The organism is Flavobacterium sp. B114r (assembly GCF_056824125.1).
In genome coordinates, this window is record NZ_CP124858.1 from 808,090 (window position 1) to 825,525 (window position 17,436).

Annotated in this window: 13 protein-coding genes; all 13 read left to right on the forward strand. The window is 34.4% G+C overall.

Annotation, left to right across the window (positions count from 1 at the left end; translation table 11 throughout):
- Positions 1 to 123 precede the first annotated feature (123 nt).
- Complete coding sequence (gene uvrC / locus QLQ94_RS03710; protein WP_271337217.1) at positions 124 to 1,917, forward strand: excinuclease ABC subunit UvrC; 1,794 nt, start codon at positions 124 to 126, stop codon at positions 1,915 to 1,917.
- Between the two features lie 9 nt (positions 1,918 to 1,926).
- Positions 1,927 to 4,296, forward strand: coding sequence for a patatin-like phospholipase family protein (locus QLQ94_RS03715; RefSeq protein WP_427401243.1), 2,370 nt, complete (start codon positions 1,927 to 1,929; stop codon positions 4,294 to 4,296).
- Positions 4,297 to 4,604: 308 nt separating this feature from the next.
- Entirely contained in the window at positions 4,605 to 5,768 is a 1,164-nt protein-coding gene (locus QLQ94_RS03720; RefSeq protein WP_427401242.1) for a homogentisate 1,2-dioxygenase, read from the forward strand.
- 113 nt (positions 5,769 to 5,881) lie between these two features.
- Positions 5,882 to 7,042, forward strand: a complete 1,161-nt coding sequence (hppD, locus tag QLQ94_RS03725; protein WP_271337214.1) for a 4-hydroxyphenylpyruvate dioxygenase — start codon at positions 5,882 to 5,884, stop codon at positions 7,040 to 7,042.
- 299 nt (positions 7,043 to 7,341) lie between these two features.
- Complete coding sequence (locus QLQ94_RS03730; RefSeq protein WP_271337213.1) at positions 7,342 to 8,112, forward strand: DUF3108 domain-containing protein; 771 nt, start codon at positions 7,342 to 7,344, stop codon at positions 8,110 to 8,112.
- A complete protein-coding gene (locus QLQ94_RS03735; RefSeq protein ID WP_271337212.1) occupies positions 8,112 to 9,053 on the forward strand; it encodes a tryptophan 2,3-dioxygenase family protein in 942 nt (313 codons plus the stop codon). Before QLQ94_RS03730 ends, QLQ94_RS03735 begins: the two co-directional genes overlap by 1 nt.
- Before the next feature lie 23 nt (positions 9,054 to 9,076).
- A complete protein-coding gene (locus QLQ94_RS03740) occupies positions 9,077 to 10,297 on the forward strand; it encodes a M23 family metallopeptidase (RefSeq protein ID WP_271337211.1) in 1,221 nt (406 codons plus the stop codon).
- 38 nt (positions 10,298 to 10,335) lie between these two features.
- The gene (locus tag QLQ94_RS03745) at positions 10,336 to 10,956 is read left to right on the forward strand and encodes a hypothetical protein (RefSeq protein WP_482499219.1); all 621 of its coding nucleotides are present in this window, start codon (positions 10,336 to 10,338) and stop codon (positions 10,954 to 10,956) included.
- Positions 10,957 to 11,000: 44 nt separating this feature from the next.
- Positions 11,001 to 11,342 carry a hypothetical protein gene (locus QLQ94_RS03750; protein ID WP_482499220.1) on the forward strand — a complete coding sequence of 114 codons (342 nt, stop codon included), beginning with the start codon at positions 11,001 to 11,003 and terminating at the stop codon, positions 11,340 to 11,342.
- A gap of 105 nt (positions 11,343 to 11,447) precedes the next feature.
- The gene (gene pgi, locus QLQ94_RS03755) at positions 11,448 to 13,091 is read left to right on the forward strand and encodes a glucose-6-phosphate isomerase (RefSeq protein WP_482499221.1); all 1,644 of its coding nucleotides are present in this window, start codon (positions 11,448 to 11,450) and stop codon (positions 13,089 to 13,091) included.
- A 320-nt stretch (positions 13,092 to 13,411) separates the two neighbouring features.
- Positions 13,412 to 16,246 carry a TonB-dependent receptor gene (locus QLQ94_RS03760; protein ID WP_271337208.1) on the forward strand — a complete coding sequence of 945 codons (2,835 nt, stop codon included), beginning with the start codon at positions 13,412 to 13,414 and terminating at the stop codon, positions 16,244 to 16,246.
- 105 nt (positions 16,247 to 16,351) lie between these two features.
- Positions 16,352 to 16,774, forward strand: a complete 423-nt coding sequence (locus QLQ94_RS03765) for a hypothetical protein (RefSeq protein ID WP_271337207.1) — start codon at positions 16,352 to 16,354, stop codon at positions 16,772 to 16,774.
- A gap of 89 nt (positions 16,775 to 16,863) precedes the next feature.
- On the forward strand, positions 16,864 to 17,358 hold the full coding sequence (locus QLQ94_RS03770) for a septal ring lytic transglycosylase RlpA family protein (protein ID WP_271337206.1): 495 nt from the start codon (positions 16,864 to 16,866) through the stop codon (positions 17,356 to 17,358).
- The last annotated feature ends 78 nt before the right edge of the window (positions 17,359 to 17,436 follow it).

The following is a 17,436-nucleotide window of genomic DNA, read 5'->3' on the forward strand; positions in this document are numbered from 1 at the left end:
AATCTAAATATAGAAATTATTCTTTTGATTTCGTAAATTTGAAACTAAATCAGTGTTAAGCTTTTTTTTAGAATCTAAATCACTTTTAAAAAAGCTTTTCAGGTACTTCAGAAACAAAACAGAATGCAAAATCCATCTTTAGATCTTCAAATCCAAACTTTACCGGACAATCCCGGCGTGTATCAATATTATGATAAAGAGGGAAAGATCTTATATGTGGGAAAAGCCAAAAATTTAAAAAAAAGGGTTTCTTCCTATTTCAATAAAATACACGATACGGCCAAAACAAATGTATTGGTAAAAAAAATTGTAACCATCAAACACATCGTTGTTCCTACTGAAACCGATGCACTTTTGTTAGAAAACAATTTAATAAAAACCCTGCAGCCACGTTATAATGTGTTGCTTCGTGATGATAAAAGCTATCCCTGGATTTGTATTAAAAGAGAACCTTTTTCAAGAATATTTTCGACCCGCCGTATGGTCAAAGACGGCTCAGAATATTTTGGTCCCTATACCAGTTTCAAAACCGTACATACGATTCTGGAGTTAATCAAAGAATTGTATCCATTACGTACGTGCAATTATGATTTAAGCAAATCAAATATCGATTCAGGCAAATTCAAAGTTTGTCTGGAATATCATATTGGCAATTGCAAAGGTCCTTGCGAAGGTTTAGAACCACTTGAAGAATACCAAAGACAAGTTGATGCGATCCGCGAAATCCTGAAAGGGAATTTTAAAGAAAGTATGAAAGATTTCAAGCGATTGATGAACCAGTATGCGCAGGATTTACGTTTTGAAGAAGCACAAAAAATCAAAGAAAAAATAGAAGTTCTCGAGAATTACCAATCGAGATCGACGATTGTAAACCCGAAGATTACCAACATTGATGTCTTTTCGATTGTATCAGACGAAAGTGCAGCTTATGTCAACTTTCTTCAGATCTCCCACGGATCGATTATTCGTTCGCATACTTTAGAGATGAAGAAAAAACTGGACGAAACTGATGAGGAATTATTAGAATTGGCGATCATCGAACTTCGGGAACGTTTTCAGTTATTATCAAAAGAAATTATTGTTCCGTTTGAAATGAATTTGGGCGAGAATATCAAAACAACAGTTCCGCAACTCGGTGATAAAAAACAAATTTTAGATTTATCGATTCGAAACGCTAAGTTTTACCGAATCGAACAATTGAAACAATTGCAAATTGTTGATCCTGACCGACACACAAATCGTATCATGGCACAAATGCAAAAAGATTTACGTTTACCGACTGAGCCACGCCATATAGAATGTTTTGATAACTCGAATATTCAGGGAACAAATCCTGTTGCGGCATGTGTGGTTTTTAAAGATGGAAAAGCAAGCAAAAAAGATTACCGACATTTTAATGTAAAAACGGTTGAAGGTCCTGACGATTTTGCTTCGATGACAGAAATTGTCTATCGCCGTTACAAAAGATTATTAGACGAGAATCAACCTTTGCCACAACTTATTATTATTGATGGTGGAAAAGGACAACTTTCTGCAGCATTAAAAAGTATAGACGCACTAGAATTACGTGGAAAAATTGCCATTATAGGCATCGCAAAACGTCTTGAGGAATTGTTTTATCCCGGAGATTCTATTCCGTTATATCTGGATAAAAAATCGGAGACATTAAAAGTCATCCAGCAATTGCGAAACGAAGCGCATCGATTCGGGATCACCTTTCATCGTGACAAACGCAGCAAAGCAGCACTTAATTCATCGGTAGAAAGCATTCCCGGCATTGGCGAAAAAACAATGCTAACGTTAATACAACATTTTAAAAGTGTTAAAAGATTGAAACTGGCAACTGAAAAAGAAATATCTGATGTCATTGGTGTATCAAAAGCCAAAAAAATTGTCGACTTTTACAAAACCAACTAGTTATTTTGTATGCACCCAATCCAGCTGTTCATTTCAAACACTCGGTCAAAACGATTTCTTTCTACTTTAAAAAAAGGAGCTTCTAAAGCCGCTCTTTTTTCAAAAGAAAAAATATCGATTTGTCACTCGCAGTTTTCCATTTCCATCTGGGGTGCACAGTTGGTTCTTTTCACGCTTTTATTTTTCAATTCACAAAATACATTTTCACAAGAAAACACCGAAAAAGCAAAACAAGACGAAGCCAGAAGACCTAAAATTGGATTGGTTTTAAGTGGTGGCGGCGCAAAAGGATTTGCACATATCGGAGTCCTGAAAGTTCTGGAAGAAGCCGGAATAAAAATCGATTATATTGGCGGAACAAGTATGGGGTCTATCATTGGCGGTCTTTATGCTTCCGGTTACAATGCATCACAAATTGATTCAATTTTTAAAAGAACCAATTTCGACGAACTTATCAATGACTACATTCCGCGTTCATCAAAAAACTTTTATGGTAAAAAAAATGATGAATTGTATGCCATCGTTTTACCATTTAGCAAGTTTAAAGTCGGAATTCCTGAAGCACTTTCAAAAGGAATGTACAATTATAATTTATTGAGCAGCCTTACCCGAAACGTGCGTCATGTTCGCGATTTCAACAAACTGCCAACTCCGTTTTTATGTATTGGTACTAATATCGAAACCGGCGAAGAAGTTTTACTAAACAAAGGCAATCTCGTTCAGGCAATGATGGCAAGTGCCGCATTTCCCTCGTTATTTACACCAGTTGAGATAGACGGCAATTTATTGGTCGACGGTGGCGTTGTCAACAATTATCCTATAAAAGAAGTTCGCAATCTTGGCGCTGACATTATTATTGGTGTTGACGTCCAGGACGATTTACTGAGTCGAAAAAGCCTGAAAAATGCCACCCGAATATTAGTTCAGATTACCAATCTCCAGTCGATTGATAAAATGAAAAGCAAAATAAAAGACACTGATGTTTATATCAAACCAGACATTCGTGATTATGGCGTTATCTCCTTTGACAAAGGCGAAGAAATCATCAGAAAAGGTGAAGAAGCTGCTTTTGCCGTCTATGAAAAAATCAAAACACTATCAAACGAAAGCAATTTTTATAAAAAACCAAAACTTAAAATTGCAACTGATACTCTAGAAATCAAAAAAATAAACAGTGAGATCCTGGACAACTATACCAGAGAATACATTCGGGGAAAACTACGTTTTAAACCCGGAAGTACCATTACCTACGCTGACCTTAAAACAGGAATCAATAACCTGAATGCGACGCAAAACTTCAGCACTATCTCCTATTGCTTAGAACCGGACGGTAAAGAAGATGATCTGGATCTTGTACTAAAAGAAAACCCAACACAGACGTACTTAAAACTTGGTTTACATTACGACGGACTTTACAAAAGTGCGATTTTGTTGAATCTGACTCATAAAAAAACATTCCTAAAAAATGATATTACATCATTGGATATTATTCTGGGAGATAACTTTAGATATGATTTTAACTATTATGTCGAGAATGGTTTTAATATTAGTTTCGGTTTCAGGTCCCGATTAAATCAATTCAATCGTAATGTTACCACCAGTATCAGCAATTTATTTCAGGAAAATCAAAATGTAAATTTGATCAATGTCGACTTTATGGACATTACCAATCAGGCCTATTTTCAAACCATTTTTGTTCAGAAATTTTTAATGGGCGGTGGTGTTGAATATAAATATTTAAAAATAAACTCACCAACTCTTTCTAATACAGAAAATATTATTGAGAAAAGTAACTACGTGAGTCTGTTTGGCTATTTGAAATATGATTCTTTTGATAATAAATATTACCCACATTCAGGATTGTATTTTTCCGGAGACGTACAAACTTACTTAGCATCGTCAGATTACACCAAACAATTCAAGCCTTTCTCAATCGCAAAGGCCGAAATTGCTTTTGCAAAAACACTATTCAGAAAAGCAACTATTAAAATTGGAGCCGATGCCGGATTTAATATTGGCAGCGACAGCGTTCCCTTTTTTGACTTTATATTAGGAGGTTACGGCTATAGCAAAATAAACAATTTTAATTATTTCTACGGATATGACTTTTTAAGTATTGCAGGAAACAGCTTCATAAAAGCTGACATATCTTTAGATTACGAAATTTTCAAAAAAAACCACATTAACCTCTCTGCTAATTTCGCCAACTTAGGAGACGATATTTTTGCATCAGTCGACTGGGTATCAATGCCTAAATACTCCGGATATGCTGTTGGTTACGGATTAGAAACCATCATTGGCCCAATTGAGATTAAACAATCATGGTCTCCTGAAATGTCTAAAAGTTATACATGGTTTAGTATTGGATTCCAATTCTAATGTAAATCCTTTAAAATATTGCTTTAATAAGATTCCTATATTTTATACTTAAAAATATCTTTCGCATTTTTTTAACGTTAATAATTGATATAATATATAATTTAAATCAATAAAAATTACGACATTTGTTATAATGAAAACAAAATGGACAGGTTTATTAGAGTATCTTCAATTCCTTATCAAGAGAAATCCTGAGTAAAACTACCGAATTGAGATAATTAGTCAATTACAATATTGATGTAATTATCTGCTCACACAATTCAAATTTTTCGAATTATCTAATTTACAAATTATCTAATTGAAAAGCCATGCCATTATATCACAAACTTGGAAACTTTCCTCAAAAAAGACACACCCAATTCGAAAAACCTAACGGAGGTTTCTATTACGAACAACTCTTTGGTACCGAAGGTTTTCACGGACACTCGTCACTCTCTTATCATGTTCACAGACCAACACAGGTTAAAGAAATTTTAAATTCCTATTCCGTTGAACCAAAAATTGCAATCGGAAAAAACATAAAATCATTACTTTTTAAAGGTTTTGAATTAAAACCTGAAAATGACTTTTTAGACAGCCGCAAAGCCATGCTGGTCAACAAAGACTGCATCATTGGTCTGGCAGCTCCTAAAGAATCACTGACAAAATATTTCTATAAAAATGCCGATGCTGATGAAATGCTTTTCATCCATAAAGGAAAAGGAAAATTAAGAACCATGTTAGGGAATATTCCTTTTGAATATGGCGATTACCTGATTATTCCTAGAGGTATTATTTATCAAATAGAATTTGAGACTTCGGAAAACCGACTTTTCTATGTTGAATCTCACTCTCCTTTTTACACTCCAAAACGTTATAAAAACCAATCAGGTCAGCATTTAGAACATTCGCCATTTTGCGAACGCGATTTTATTTTGCCAAACGAATTGGAAACACACGACGAAAAAGGTGATTTTTTAATTAAAATCAAAAAAGAAGGCATGATTCACGAAGTGGTTTATGCCACACATCCTTTTGACGTTGTGGGTTGGGACGGATACAATTTTCCATACGGATTTTCTATTCACAATTTCGAACCTATAACAGGACGTGTTCACCAACCGCCACCAGTACATCAAACTTTCGAAACAGCCACTTTTGTCGTTTGTTCATTCTGCCCAAGACTTTATGATTATCACCCAAAAGCAATTCCGGCGCCATACAATCACAGCAATATAGATTCAGACGAAGTACTGTATTATGTAGACGGAGATTTTATGAGCCGCAATAATATTGAGCAGGGTCATATCACTTTACACCCAAAAGGAATTCCGCACGGTCCCGCACCTGGCGCAATGGAACGCAGCATTGGTCATAAAGAAACCCACGAATTAGCCGTAATGGTTGATACTTTCAGGCCACTTATGGTTACAGAAGAAGCAATGGGTCTTGATGATGGGCAATACTATAAATCCTGGACGGAAGCCCCCTAACCCCCGAAGGGGGAATTAAGAATTCTCAATACCTGATCTTTTACAATATTATTTAACTAAAATCCTATTTACCCCTAATAGGAATTCCCCCTTCGGGGGCTAGGGGGCTTATCATGAGTAAAGAACTTAAATCAGTAGAATACGGATTAGAAAAAATCTTTGAAGGAGCACAAGATTTCCTTCCTTTATTAGGAACAGATTATGTAGAATTCTACGTAGGGAACGCAAAACAATCGGCACATTATTACAAAACCGCTTTTGGTTATCAATCATTGGCTTATGCCGGATTAGAAACGGGAGTGAGAGACAAAGCTTCTTATGTTTTGAAACAGGATAAAATCAGAATCGTTTTAACGACTCCTTTAAATGCTGATTCCCCAATAAACGAACATTTAAAAAAGCATGGTGACGGAGTAAAAGTTGCTGCTCTTTGGGTTGAAGATGCCAGAAGTGCTTATGAAGAAACCATGAAACGTGGCGCGCGCTCGTTTATGGAACCAACAGTAGAATCTGATGAATTTGGAGAAGTTGTTCGTTCGGGAATTTACACATACGGAGAAACTGTTCACATTTTTGTAGAAAGAAAAAACTACAACGGTGTTTTCTTACCGGGTTACAAAGAATGGAAATCAGATTATAATCCAGCACCAACCGGATTAAAATATATTGATCATATGGTTGGAAATGTGGGTTGGAATGAAATGAATACCTGGGTAAAATTCTACGAAGATGTTATGGGATTCGTGAATTTCTTATCCTTTGACGACAAACAAATCAATACTGAATATTCAGCATTGATGAGTAAAGTAATGTCAAACGGAAACGGAAGAATTAAATTTCCAATTAATGAACCGGCAGAGGGAAAGAAAAAATCACAAATCGAAGAATATTTAGATTTCTATGGCGGACCCGGAATTCAACATATTGCCATCGCAACAGATGACATTATAAAAACGGTTTCTGATTTGAAATCAAGAGGTGTTGAATTTTTATCTGCTCCGCCACACACCTATTATCAGGCAATTCCTGAAAGATTGGGCGCACATATGGGCATGATGAAAGAAGATATAAATGAAATTGAAAAATTAGCCATTATGGTAGATGCGGATGAAGATGGATACTTGTTACAAATCTTTACTAAACCTGTTCAGGACAGACCAACGCTATTTTTTGAAATTATTCAAAGAATGGGAGCAAAAGGATTTGGCGCAGGGAACTTTAAAGCCCTTTTTGAGTCTATCGAAAGAGAACAAGAATTAAGAGGTACATTGTAAAATCGCAATATTTTTGCATTATGCAGAAAAATTCTCTATAAAACGATGGTTTTTATGCAAATGTTATGTTAAACTAGAATTTTACGATTTATTTTCTAAACTTTAAACATACCTTTGCACTCGCAAATCAAGAAGGGGTGGTTTCCTTCTGAATTGATATAAATTTCATAATTTATAGTTTTTTGGTTAGTTAATAGCATAAAAACTCAGTCATTCCTTGACTGAGTTTTTTTGTTTTGGTACATTTGGAATAGAATTTGCATTTCTTTATCTTTATAATGAAATGTAAAAATTGTACTATGAAAAAATTAATCCTCATCATATTAATTCTCACGACCCTCAGTTTCGACACTCAGAAAGAGGACGCTTTCGATACTGGAGAATACTTTAAATTCCGAATTCACTACGGAATTATAAATGCCGGATATGCCACACTCGAAATAAAAGACGCTACCGTAAACAATAAAAAAGTGTTTCATGCTATAGGTAAAGGGTACACAACCGGAATGTCAAAATTTTTCTTTAAGGTCGAAGACTTATACGAAAGCTATTTTGACAAACAAACCGGAAGTCCGTATCGTTACGTTCGAAAAATTAATGAAGGCGGCTACACAAAAGACCAGGAAGGCCTTTTTGACCAAAACGCTAACAAGGTTTTAGTAAAAGACTACAAGCGTAAAACCGAAAAAACCATTATGATTACGGATAATGTTCAGGATATTATTTCCTCTTTTTATTATCTGAGAAATCATCCTACTATCGACAAACTTAAACCAGGCGAAGCAATAACAATTGATATGTTTTTTGACGACGAAATCACAAAATTTAAGTTAAAATATGTAGGCCGTCAAGATATTACAACTAAATTTGGAACCGTTTCTACTATGATGTTCAAACCTCTGGTACAAGCAGGAAGAGTTTTTAAAGAAAAAGAAAGCGTAACACTCTGGATCACAGATGACGACAACAAAGTTCCGGTTAGAATAAAAGCAGATCTGGCAGTGGGATCACTCAAAGCAGATCTTGACGAATATAAAGGATTAAAAAATCCATTTAAAGTAAAAAAATAATGAACCTTACTGATCATTCAGAATCAATTTTAAAAGAAATTGACCTTAAATTCCAAGCTATAAATCAAAAAACTGAGGTTCAATTAGAAGGATTACTTTGGTCAAAACCAATTACTTATTGGGATTACATTCAAACTGATGCGCTATTAAGTTTACAAACACAACGCACCACACTTCCTGACGAAATGGTTTTTATCATGTATCATCAGGTAAATGAATTGATTTTTAAAATGATCTTATGGGAAATTGATCAAATTGCAGATACCCAAAATATTCAGGTAGCTTTTTTTAGCGAGAGATTATCAAGAATCACACGATATTTTGATATGCTGACAAATTCTTTCAGTATTATGGAAAACGGAATGGATGTTGACCAATACATGAAATTCAGAAATACTCTAACTCCCGCAAGTGGTTTTCAGAGCGCACAATATAGATTGATAGAATTTGCTTCGACAGACGTTATCAATCTAACAGATCGCAGATACAAGGAAAATTTTAACGAAAATACCGATTTAGAAACCAGCTTTGAACATTTATACTGGCAGGCTGCCGGAAAAGATTATCAGACAGGTGAAAAATCATATTTACTTCAGGAATTTGAGAAAAAATATAAAGGTCAGTTTTTGAGACAAATGTCGGAGTTTAAAACTAAAAACATCTGGCAAAAATTTACACAATTACCTATCGAAGACCAGCAAAGCCCAGAATTAATTGACGCCATGCGTCATTATGATAAAACTGTGAACATCACTTGGGTAATGCAACATTTAAACACAGCAAGAAAATACATTCTGGAAAGTGGCAAAGGCAATGGTGAGGCCACAGGAGGCAGTGATTGGCAAAAATATATGCACCCAAAATACCAAAGACGCATCTTTTTTCCTAAATTGTGGGCCGAAGAAGAATTGTCCAATTGGGGAAACGAAACAACCATATAATTTCCTGAAAAAAATTTTAAAGTTTGAAAAAAGCATTCGTCCTTATAATCCTGTTATTCTCAATATTTTCATGTAATAAAACTGCAGAAAAAGTTGAAATTAAAGTCACAAAACCGAAAACAAAAAAAGTAGAATTTGGCTTTAATTATGCTGATTTTAATGTTCTTCATGATACTATAAAAAAAGGAGACTCTTTTGGCTCTATTATACAGCGCCAGAATATTGGCGACAAAAAAATCTATGACGTTGTCGAACAGATTAAAGATTCTTTTAATGTAAGATCGATTCGATACCACAAACCTTACACTATTCTTCGCTCAAAAAACAAAACAAACAAACTTCAGGTTTTTATTTATCAGCCGGATGCCTTGACATATTATGTGGTTGACTTTAGGGACAGTATTGCAAAAGCCTACAAAAAAGTAAAACCTGTTACACTAAAACGTAAAATTATTGGCGGAGTTTTAAAAAGTTCATTATCTGAAACTTTAGGAAACGAAAGCGTAGAAGCAGCATTGGCAAGCAGAATTACAAAAGTATTCTCATGGTCTATTGACTTCTTTAAACTTAAAAAAGGAGATCGTTACGGGTTAATTTTCACAGAACGCTTTATAAATGGCAAAACTTATGATGGTGTCGAAGACCTCGAAGCTGCTTTTTTTGAGTACAAAGGAAAAATAATATATGCTTTTCCGTTTAAAAAAGACACGCTTTCAGGAAAGGTCGAATATTATGATGATCAGGGAAAAACCCTGAAAAACTTCTTTCTAAAAACACCTATCAAGTTTAGCCGAATTACTTCCCGATTTACTGCAAACAGATTCCATCCGGTACAACATACCTGGAAAGCGCACAAAGGAACTGATTATGCTGCACCAACCGGAACACCTATTTCAACAACAGCATCCGGAGTTGTAGAAGCAACAGGATATACAGCAGGAAACGGAAACTTTGTAAAAGTAAAACACAACGGAACTTACTCTACTCAATATCTACACATGTCGAGGATTTTAGTAAAACGAGGACAGAGAGTTACGCAAGGTCAAACTATTGGATTAGTAGGAAGCACAGGATTAGCAACAGGACCACATGTTTGTTACCGTTTCTGGCAAAACGGCGTTCAGGTAGACGCACTGAGACTGAACTTGCCAACCGGAGAATCTTTGACAGGAAATGACAGAACCCGTTTCATGGCGCAAATAGAACCATTGAAAAGAGAATTGGACAGTATTGGGAATTTGTAATCCTTTTATTAAAAATCAGTTCTAAAAATAGAAGGATCATGAAAAACACACGTCTTAAAGCAATTTATAATGAAACTTTTTCTGGTTTAAAACTATTTTACAGAGACACTACTCTTTCTGATGATTTAATTTCAAATTATAAAATTGGACAAATAATTCAGGAAAAAGGCTTTACTGACATGACTTCTATGGGCGGTGGACTTTCCGGTAATTTAAGGTATTTAATTGCAAGTGCCCATCCAAAAGATCTATCGAAATTCAATCCTGATTCAGCAAAAAACGGTCACTTTCTTTTAGATTCCATTGCTTATTTTAAAGTATTGGACGTTTATAAAATCAAAGACAAAACGCAGGTTTTTTTATTAAACATTCCGGACAATTCCATAACACTACTAAAAAACTCAACTTCGAACTTAGAGGAAGAGATTATAGAAAAAGCCCGAAAAAAATTTTCAGATAAAATTAATTTACCTTTAGTTCCTGAGCTGCAAACTGAAAAGTGGCAAGAAAGAACTAAATCCCCGATTGGAATAGATGAAAATGGCAAACTGTTTTTTGATGATTCTAAAATCAAAACCGAAGAAACAAAAAGAATAGAAATCGATATTACCAAGAAAACAATTGAGGTTAATAAAAAGCCCTGGTGGAAGATTTGGTAAAAAAAACTCGCTACTTCAAAATAACATTCAACAAATTCCCATTAATGAAACGAGCTTTATTACTATTTTTTTCAACAATAATAATTGCATGCTCTAAACCAAAGGCTTTTATTCTAAATGACACGAAAGAAAACAAATATTTCGTATTAGAATCAGTCAACAATGCCTTTGAAAAAAAACAAATTGACAAATCGCCTTTGATTGTAATAAATGGAATTCCTTTTAAATACGACAAAGAACAGGACACAATTATACTACCTCTAAAAAGAAGTGAAATACTAAGTTTAGATTTTTTAAACATAAACAGTAGCCGTATTGTATATAACGACAAAGAAAATGATGGCGCTGTTATCATAACCACAAAATCCAAAACTAAAAGTCGATAAATCGTTTTCGTAACTATTTGTTATATAATTGTGAACCCGTACCCTATTAAAACTAATTTCAGTATTTTTGTTTTTTATAACCACATTCTCAATTAAACAAATAAAATGGCTTTAAACACAACAAACCCAACCGGGACTGAAGCGTGGAAAAATCTGCAAAACCACTATAACGCAATTCACGAAACTACAATACAAGAATTATTTCAACAAGATAATAGTCGCGTTGAAAAATTCAATTTACAATGGAATGACTTTTTAGTTGATTATTCTAAAAATAATATCAATCAGGAAACGATCTCTCTTTTAGTAGAATTAGCCAATTCAATTGGATTAAAAGAAGCAATCGCTCAATACTTTGGTGGAGACATTATCAACCAGACAGAAAACAGAGCAGTTCTGCATACAGCATTACGCGCACCGGAATCTGCAGTTATAAAAGTTGATGGAGAAAATGTAATTCCTGAAGTTTATGAAGTAAAAAATAAAATCAAAAATTTCAGCCACGAAGTTATTTCTGGCGAAAGAAAAGGTTTTACAGGAAAAGCTTTTACTGACGTTGTAAATATTGGAATTGGTGGTTCTGACCTTGGACCAGTTATGGCAGTTGAAGCTTTGCAATTTTATAAAAATCACCTGAACCTTCATTTCGTATCGAATGTTGACGGCGATCACGTAAACGAAGTAATCAAAAAACTAAATCCTGAAACTACTTTATTTTTAATTGTTTCTAAAACTTTTACAACACAGGAAACATTATCAAACTCAGAAACTATTAAAGAATGGTTTTTGAAATCAGCTTCTCAGGAAGATATTGCTAAACATTTTGTGGCAGTTTCTACTAATATCCAGAAAGTAACTGAATTTGGAATCAATCCTGACAATGTTTTCCCAATGTGGGATTGGGTTGGAGGAAGATTTTCTTTATGGAGCGCTGTTGGATTAAGTATTAGCTTAGCCATTGGCTTTGATAATTATAACGATTTATTGAAAGGTGCTAATGAAATGGACGACCATTTTAAAACAGCAGAATTCGACGAAAATATTCCGGTAATCTTAGCTTTACTAAGTGTTTGGTACAATAATTTCTTTGGTGCCGAAAGTGAAGCTTTGATTCCTTACACGCAATATTTATCAAAATTAGCTCCTTATTTGCAACAGGCAACTATGGAAAGTAACGGAAAAAGTGTTGGTCGTGACGGAAAACCGGTAAACTATCAAACGGGAACTATTATTTGGGGAGAACCGGGAACAAATTCACAACATGCCTTTTTTCAATTGATTCACCAGGGAACGAAATTAATTCCGACTGATTTTATTGGATTCGTAAAACCATTATACGGGAACGAAGATCATCACGATAAATTGATGTCTAACTTTTTTGCTCAGACTGAAGCTTTGCTAAACGGAAAAACGGCAGCACAAGTTCAGGCTGAATTTGACAAACAAGGACTTTCTGCAGAAAAAGCATCTTACTTATTGCCTTTTAAAGTTTTCACCGGAAATAAACCAACCAATACGATCTTAATTCAAAAATTAACGCCTAAAAGCTTAGGATCACTTATCGCTTTATATGAGCACAAAATTTTTGTTCAGGGTGTGATCTGGAACATTTTTAGTTTTGATCAATGGGGAGTTGAACTAGGAAAACAATTAGCTAACTCTATTTTACATGAAATTAACACTAAGACGGTGGAAAATCATGATAGCTCTACTTCATTTTTGCTAAATCACTTCCTAAAGAATAAATAAAACTTAAAAAAAGTTTTTCGCAACAAACTGAAACGCCTTGATTTAACAGAAATTAAGGCGTTTTTTCGTATAAATACACCCCGAAAAACCCGTAAAGCACTGATTATTGCAAGTTTAGCACTACACCACTGTGTAAATCATTACGATTTTAACAAAAAACGGTATATAAAATTCAAAAAAACATTATTTTATGTAATAAAAAAAGAAAAAATCATTTTAATGCGCAACACATTAGATAAAACTTATTTTTCTTAACATTTTGATAACACTATCTGATTAAAATGTTATAATTTTGCCAAAAACAATAAACTAAATAACAAATGAAGACAATGAAAAATTGGTTACTCACTGGACTATTGTTCATGATTGTTTCAACCGCATTTTCTCAAGGAAAAATTACAGGTATGATTACCGACGGTAGTGGTTCATTACCGGGAGCAAACGTAGTGATCAAAGGATCTACAACTGCTACTTCTACAGATTTTGATGGTAAATTTACTCTCAGCACAACAACAAGTACAGGAGAAATCGTTATTTCTTTTTTAGGTTACGAAAACAAAACTTTAAAATTTTCAGTATCCGGTGGAACAACTAACTTAGGAACTATCGTTTTAACGTCTAATTCTAACGAATTAAGCGAAATTGTTGTAAAAAGTACAGTTGTCGATATTGCAAAGGACAGAAAAACTCCTGTAGCAGTTTCTACAATTAAAGCTGCTGAAATTCAGGAAAAATTAGGAACTCAGGAATTTCCGGAGATCTTAAGAAACACTCCTTCTGTGTATGTTACTAAATCAGGTGGTGGTTTTGGAGATTCAAGAATCAATATTCGTGGATTCAACCAAAATAACATCGCTGTTATGATCAACGGTATGCCGGTTAACGACATGGAAAATGGTTCTGTTTACTGGAGTAACTGGGCGGGATTAGCAGATGTTACTTCTGCAATGCAGGTACAAAGAGGTTTAGGAGCATCTAAACTAGCAACTCCATCAGTTGGGGGAACTATTAACATTGTAACTAAATCTTCTGACAAAAAAGAAGGTGGATCTTTCGCTTCTGGTTTTGGAAATGGAAGAAACTTTAAAATTCAGGGTTCATACAATACTGGAAAATTAGACAACGGACTTTCTGCTTCTATCTTGTTATCTCAAACAATGGGAGACGGTTATGTTGACGGAACTCAATTTGAAGGTTCTAACTATTATGTTGCTTTAGGATATGCTAACAAAAGTGGTAAACATGACTTTCAACTTACTGTAACAGGTGCTCCACAATGGCACAACCAAAGATCTACAATATCTACAATTGCTACTTACCAACAATATGGTAATAATGGTGATCCAAACATCAGATACAATGCTGATAACGGATATTTGAATGGATCTGAATATAACATCAGAAAAAATTATTACCACAAGCCTGTTGCTTCTTTCAACTGGGATTATAAAATCAACGAAACAACAAAACTTTCTTCTGTTCTTTATGCGTCTATGGGACGTGGTGCAGGAGCTAGTGCAAGTGGAGGAATTAAAGGAAAAGCGTACAGTGATGCTGTAGCTTTCAGAACACCGGACGGTTTAGTAGATTATGATAAAATCTATGCTTACAATGCTGGTCAGGCAGTTACTATTGGCGGAATGACAGGTCTTCAACAAAGACAACAAATTGGTGGGGTTTACCAAAACAGCTCTTACTTTAATACGAGTTCAAACATAAACGACTATAACCCACAAACAAATATTAATACTTCTGGTATTTCACAAACTTCATCTATCAACTCTCATGACTGGTTTGGTGCAGTAATCAACTTAAACAAAAAATTATCTAATACATTAACGTTAGATTTTGGTTTTGACGGAAGAACTTACAAAGGATACCACTATACAGTTCTAAATAACTTATTAGGCGGAGGTGAGTATTATGATAATTTTATTGCTGATCAAAAACCAGCTGGTAGACATTTGACTACAACTTATGATACAGATGTTCAATGGAATGTTTTTCAAAAGAAAGACTACGAGAAAATTTCATTCAACAGTACTGGTAATGTAAAATGGTACGGTGTATTTACTCAATTAGAATACTCTAAAGATAACCTAACAGCTTTCGTTCAGGGAGCTATATCACAACAAGGATACAAAAGAGAAGATAATTTTGTTTACAAATCAACTGATCCTTTAGCGTCTACTCCTTACAAAAACCTTACAGGTGGAAATGTTAAAGGTGGAGCTAACTACAACATCAACGAGAAAAACAATGTTTATGTTAATGCTGGATTCTACTCAAGACAACCATTCTTTAACTCAGTTTATCCTAACAACAAATCTACAGTAAACCCTAACCTTACTAATGAGGAAATCACTGGATTTGAAGCTGGTTACGGTTTCCGTTCTAGATTCTTTAATGCTACGGTAAATCTTTACAATACAACCTGGAATAACAGGTACTTAAAAGGTAATGCCCTTACTGCAACACCAACTATTCCTGCAAACTCAACTTATACAGAATTCGTAGGTCTTAACGAGGTTCACTCTGGAATTGAATTTGAAGGTAGTTCAAATATTACTCCACAATTTAAAATTACAGGTATGTTCTCTTACGGAATCTGGGAATATAAAGGAAATGCTACTGTAAATGCTTACAACCAATCAGATAACACTCCAGTAGAAGGATATACTGCTGCAACAGTATACATGGACAAAGTAAAAGTAGGTGATGCTGCTCAATTGACTGCTTCTTTAGGAGCTTCTTACGAAGTTGTTACAAGAGTAACGATTGACGCAAACTACAACTACAATGGTAATTTATATGCTGGATTAAACCCGGTAAACTTTACATCTGCAACAAACAAAGGAGCTTTAGAATTACCTTCTTACGGATTGATGGATGCTGGTTTCTCTTACAAAATGTTAACTGGTAAAAACAAAGACAAATCGGTAAACTTCAGATTAAACGTAAACAACGTTCTTGACAAAATTTACATTGCTGAGGCAAGAACTAATATTTTTGCTGATGATAACGTAAGTTCATCAAATCCTGCTTTAGGAACTTATGCTTCTAATAACAGGCTTTACAATGGAGTTGCTAACGCAAATACTGTATTCTTTGGTTTTGGAAGAACATGGAACTTTACGCTACGTTACGATTTCTAATATTTAGAATCTAAATAAATACCAAAAAACGGCATTGACTTTTAGTCTAATGCCGTTTTTTTTATGCCTTTTTTGCTATATTTGTTTTAACAAAAAAATTAATTTATGTACCATTTTCTACAAAAATTCCATTCTGGCTGGGCTTATTTAGCGCTTTTGCTTTTATTAGTTGCAGTTGTAAATGCTATCATTGGCGTAACATCAAAAAAGGATTTTACCGCTAAAGACCGCAAAATTGCATTGTTTGCTTTAATAGGAACACATACCCAATTATTAGTTGGTTTGATTCTTTATTTTGTGTCTCCATTAGGTAAAGCAGCCTTTGGACAAATGTCTAACGCAGAATTAAGACTTACTTCATTAGAACACCCATTAATCAATCTGATAGCAATCGCCCTGATTACTATTGGATGGTCTAAACATAAAAAATTAATTAATAGCGAAGCTAAATTTAAAACTTTTGCTATCTATTACGGATTAGGATTATTGCTTATATTGAGTAGAATCCCATGGAACTTATGGTTCTAAAAACCAATTAAAGCCCTAAAATTATAGGGCTTTTTTTATCTCGGCATATTATTTGTACAAACTCCCCCAAGTCTGAAAAAAAATAAAAAATGAGAAGTAAAAAACAAATTATACTTACTACACTAACAATAACTTTTTTAAGCTGTTTTACTTATGTCATAAGTCAAACAAAACCAACAGAACCTAAACCTAAAATCACCCAGGATACGGTAAAAATAGTAAGACCAGACATACTTGCCTTGCCAATTGATTCTGTATTTACAGATAAGGGTTTAAAACTAAAGCCTTATAAAAAGAATGCTCATGCGTCATACTACGCGGACAGATTTAACGGAAAGAAAACGGCTAGCGGAATCAAATTCAATAACAGTAAATATACCGCAGCGCACAAAAAACTGCCATTTGGAACCCGAATTAAAGTAACAAATGAAGCTAACGGAAAATTTGTCATAGTTAAAGTTACCGATCGTGGTCCGTTTGTAAAAACAAGAGAACTTGATCTATCGAAAAGAGCTTTTATGGAAATCGCCAAAAACAAAGGCGCCGGCGCCATGAAAGTTACAATTGAAACTATAGTAGAATAAAAATATCATATTCGATATTCAAACCCGACAGGTTTTAAAACCTGTCGGGTTTATTATTTGTAGAAATTGCGAACAGCC

Bases quoted from the DNA above. Each gene is read 5' to 3' on its own strand.
- QLQ94_RS03730 (WP_271337213.1), top strand. From the start codon at position 7,342: ATGAAAAAATTAATCCTCATCATATTAATTCTCACGACCCTCAGTTTC.
- pgi (WP_482499221.1), top strand. From the start codon at position 11,448: ATGGCTTTAAACACAACAAACCCAACCGGGACTGAAGCGTGGAAAAAT.
- QLQ94_RS03735 (WP_271337212.1), top strand. From the start codon at position 8,112: ATGAACCTTACTGATCATTCAGAATCAATTTTAAAAGAAATTGACCTT.
- QLQ94_RS03745 (WP_482499219.1), top strand. From the start codon at position 10,336: ATGAAAAACACACGTCTTAAAGCAATTTATAATGAAACTTTTTCTGGT.
- QLQ94_RS03720 (WP_427401242.1), top strand. From the start codon at position 4,605: ATGCCATTATATCACAAACTTGGAAACTTTCCTCAAAAAAGACACACC.
- QLQ94_RS03770 (WP_271337206.1), top strand. From the start codon at position 16,864: ATGAGAAGTAAAAAACAAATTATACTTACTACACTAACAATAACTTTT.
- hppD (WP_271337214.1), top strand. From the start codon at position 5,882: ATGAGTAAAGAACTTAAATCAGTAGAATACGGATTAGAAAAAATCTTT.
- QLQ94_RS03715 (WP_427401243.1), top strand. From the start codon at position 1,927: ATGCACCCAATCCAGCTGTTCATTTCAAACACTCGGTCAAAACGATTT.
- QLQ94_RS03760 (WP_271337208.1), top strand. From the start codon at position 13,412: ATGAAGACAATGAAAAATTGGTTACTCACTGGACTATTGTTCATGATT.
- QLQ94_RS03765 (WP_271337207.1), top strand. From the start codon at position 16,352: ATGTACCATTTTCTACAAAAATTCCATTCTGGCTGGGCTTATTTAGCG.
- uvrC (WP_271337217.1), top strand. From the start codon at position 124: ATGCAAAATCCATCTTTAGATCTTCAAATCCAAACTTTACCGGACAAT.
- QLQ94_RS03750 (WP_482499220.1), top strand. From the start codon at position 11,001: ATGAAACGAGCTTTATTACTATTTTTTTCAACAATAATAATTGCATGC.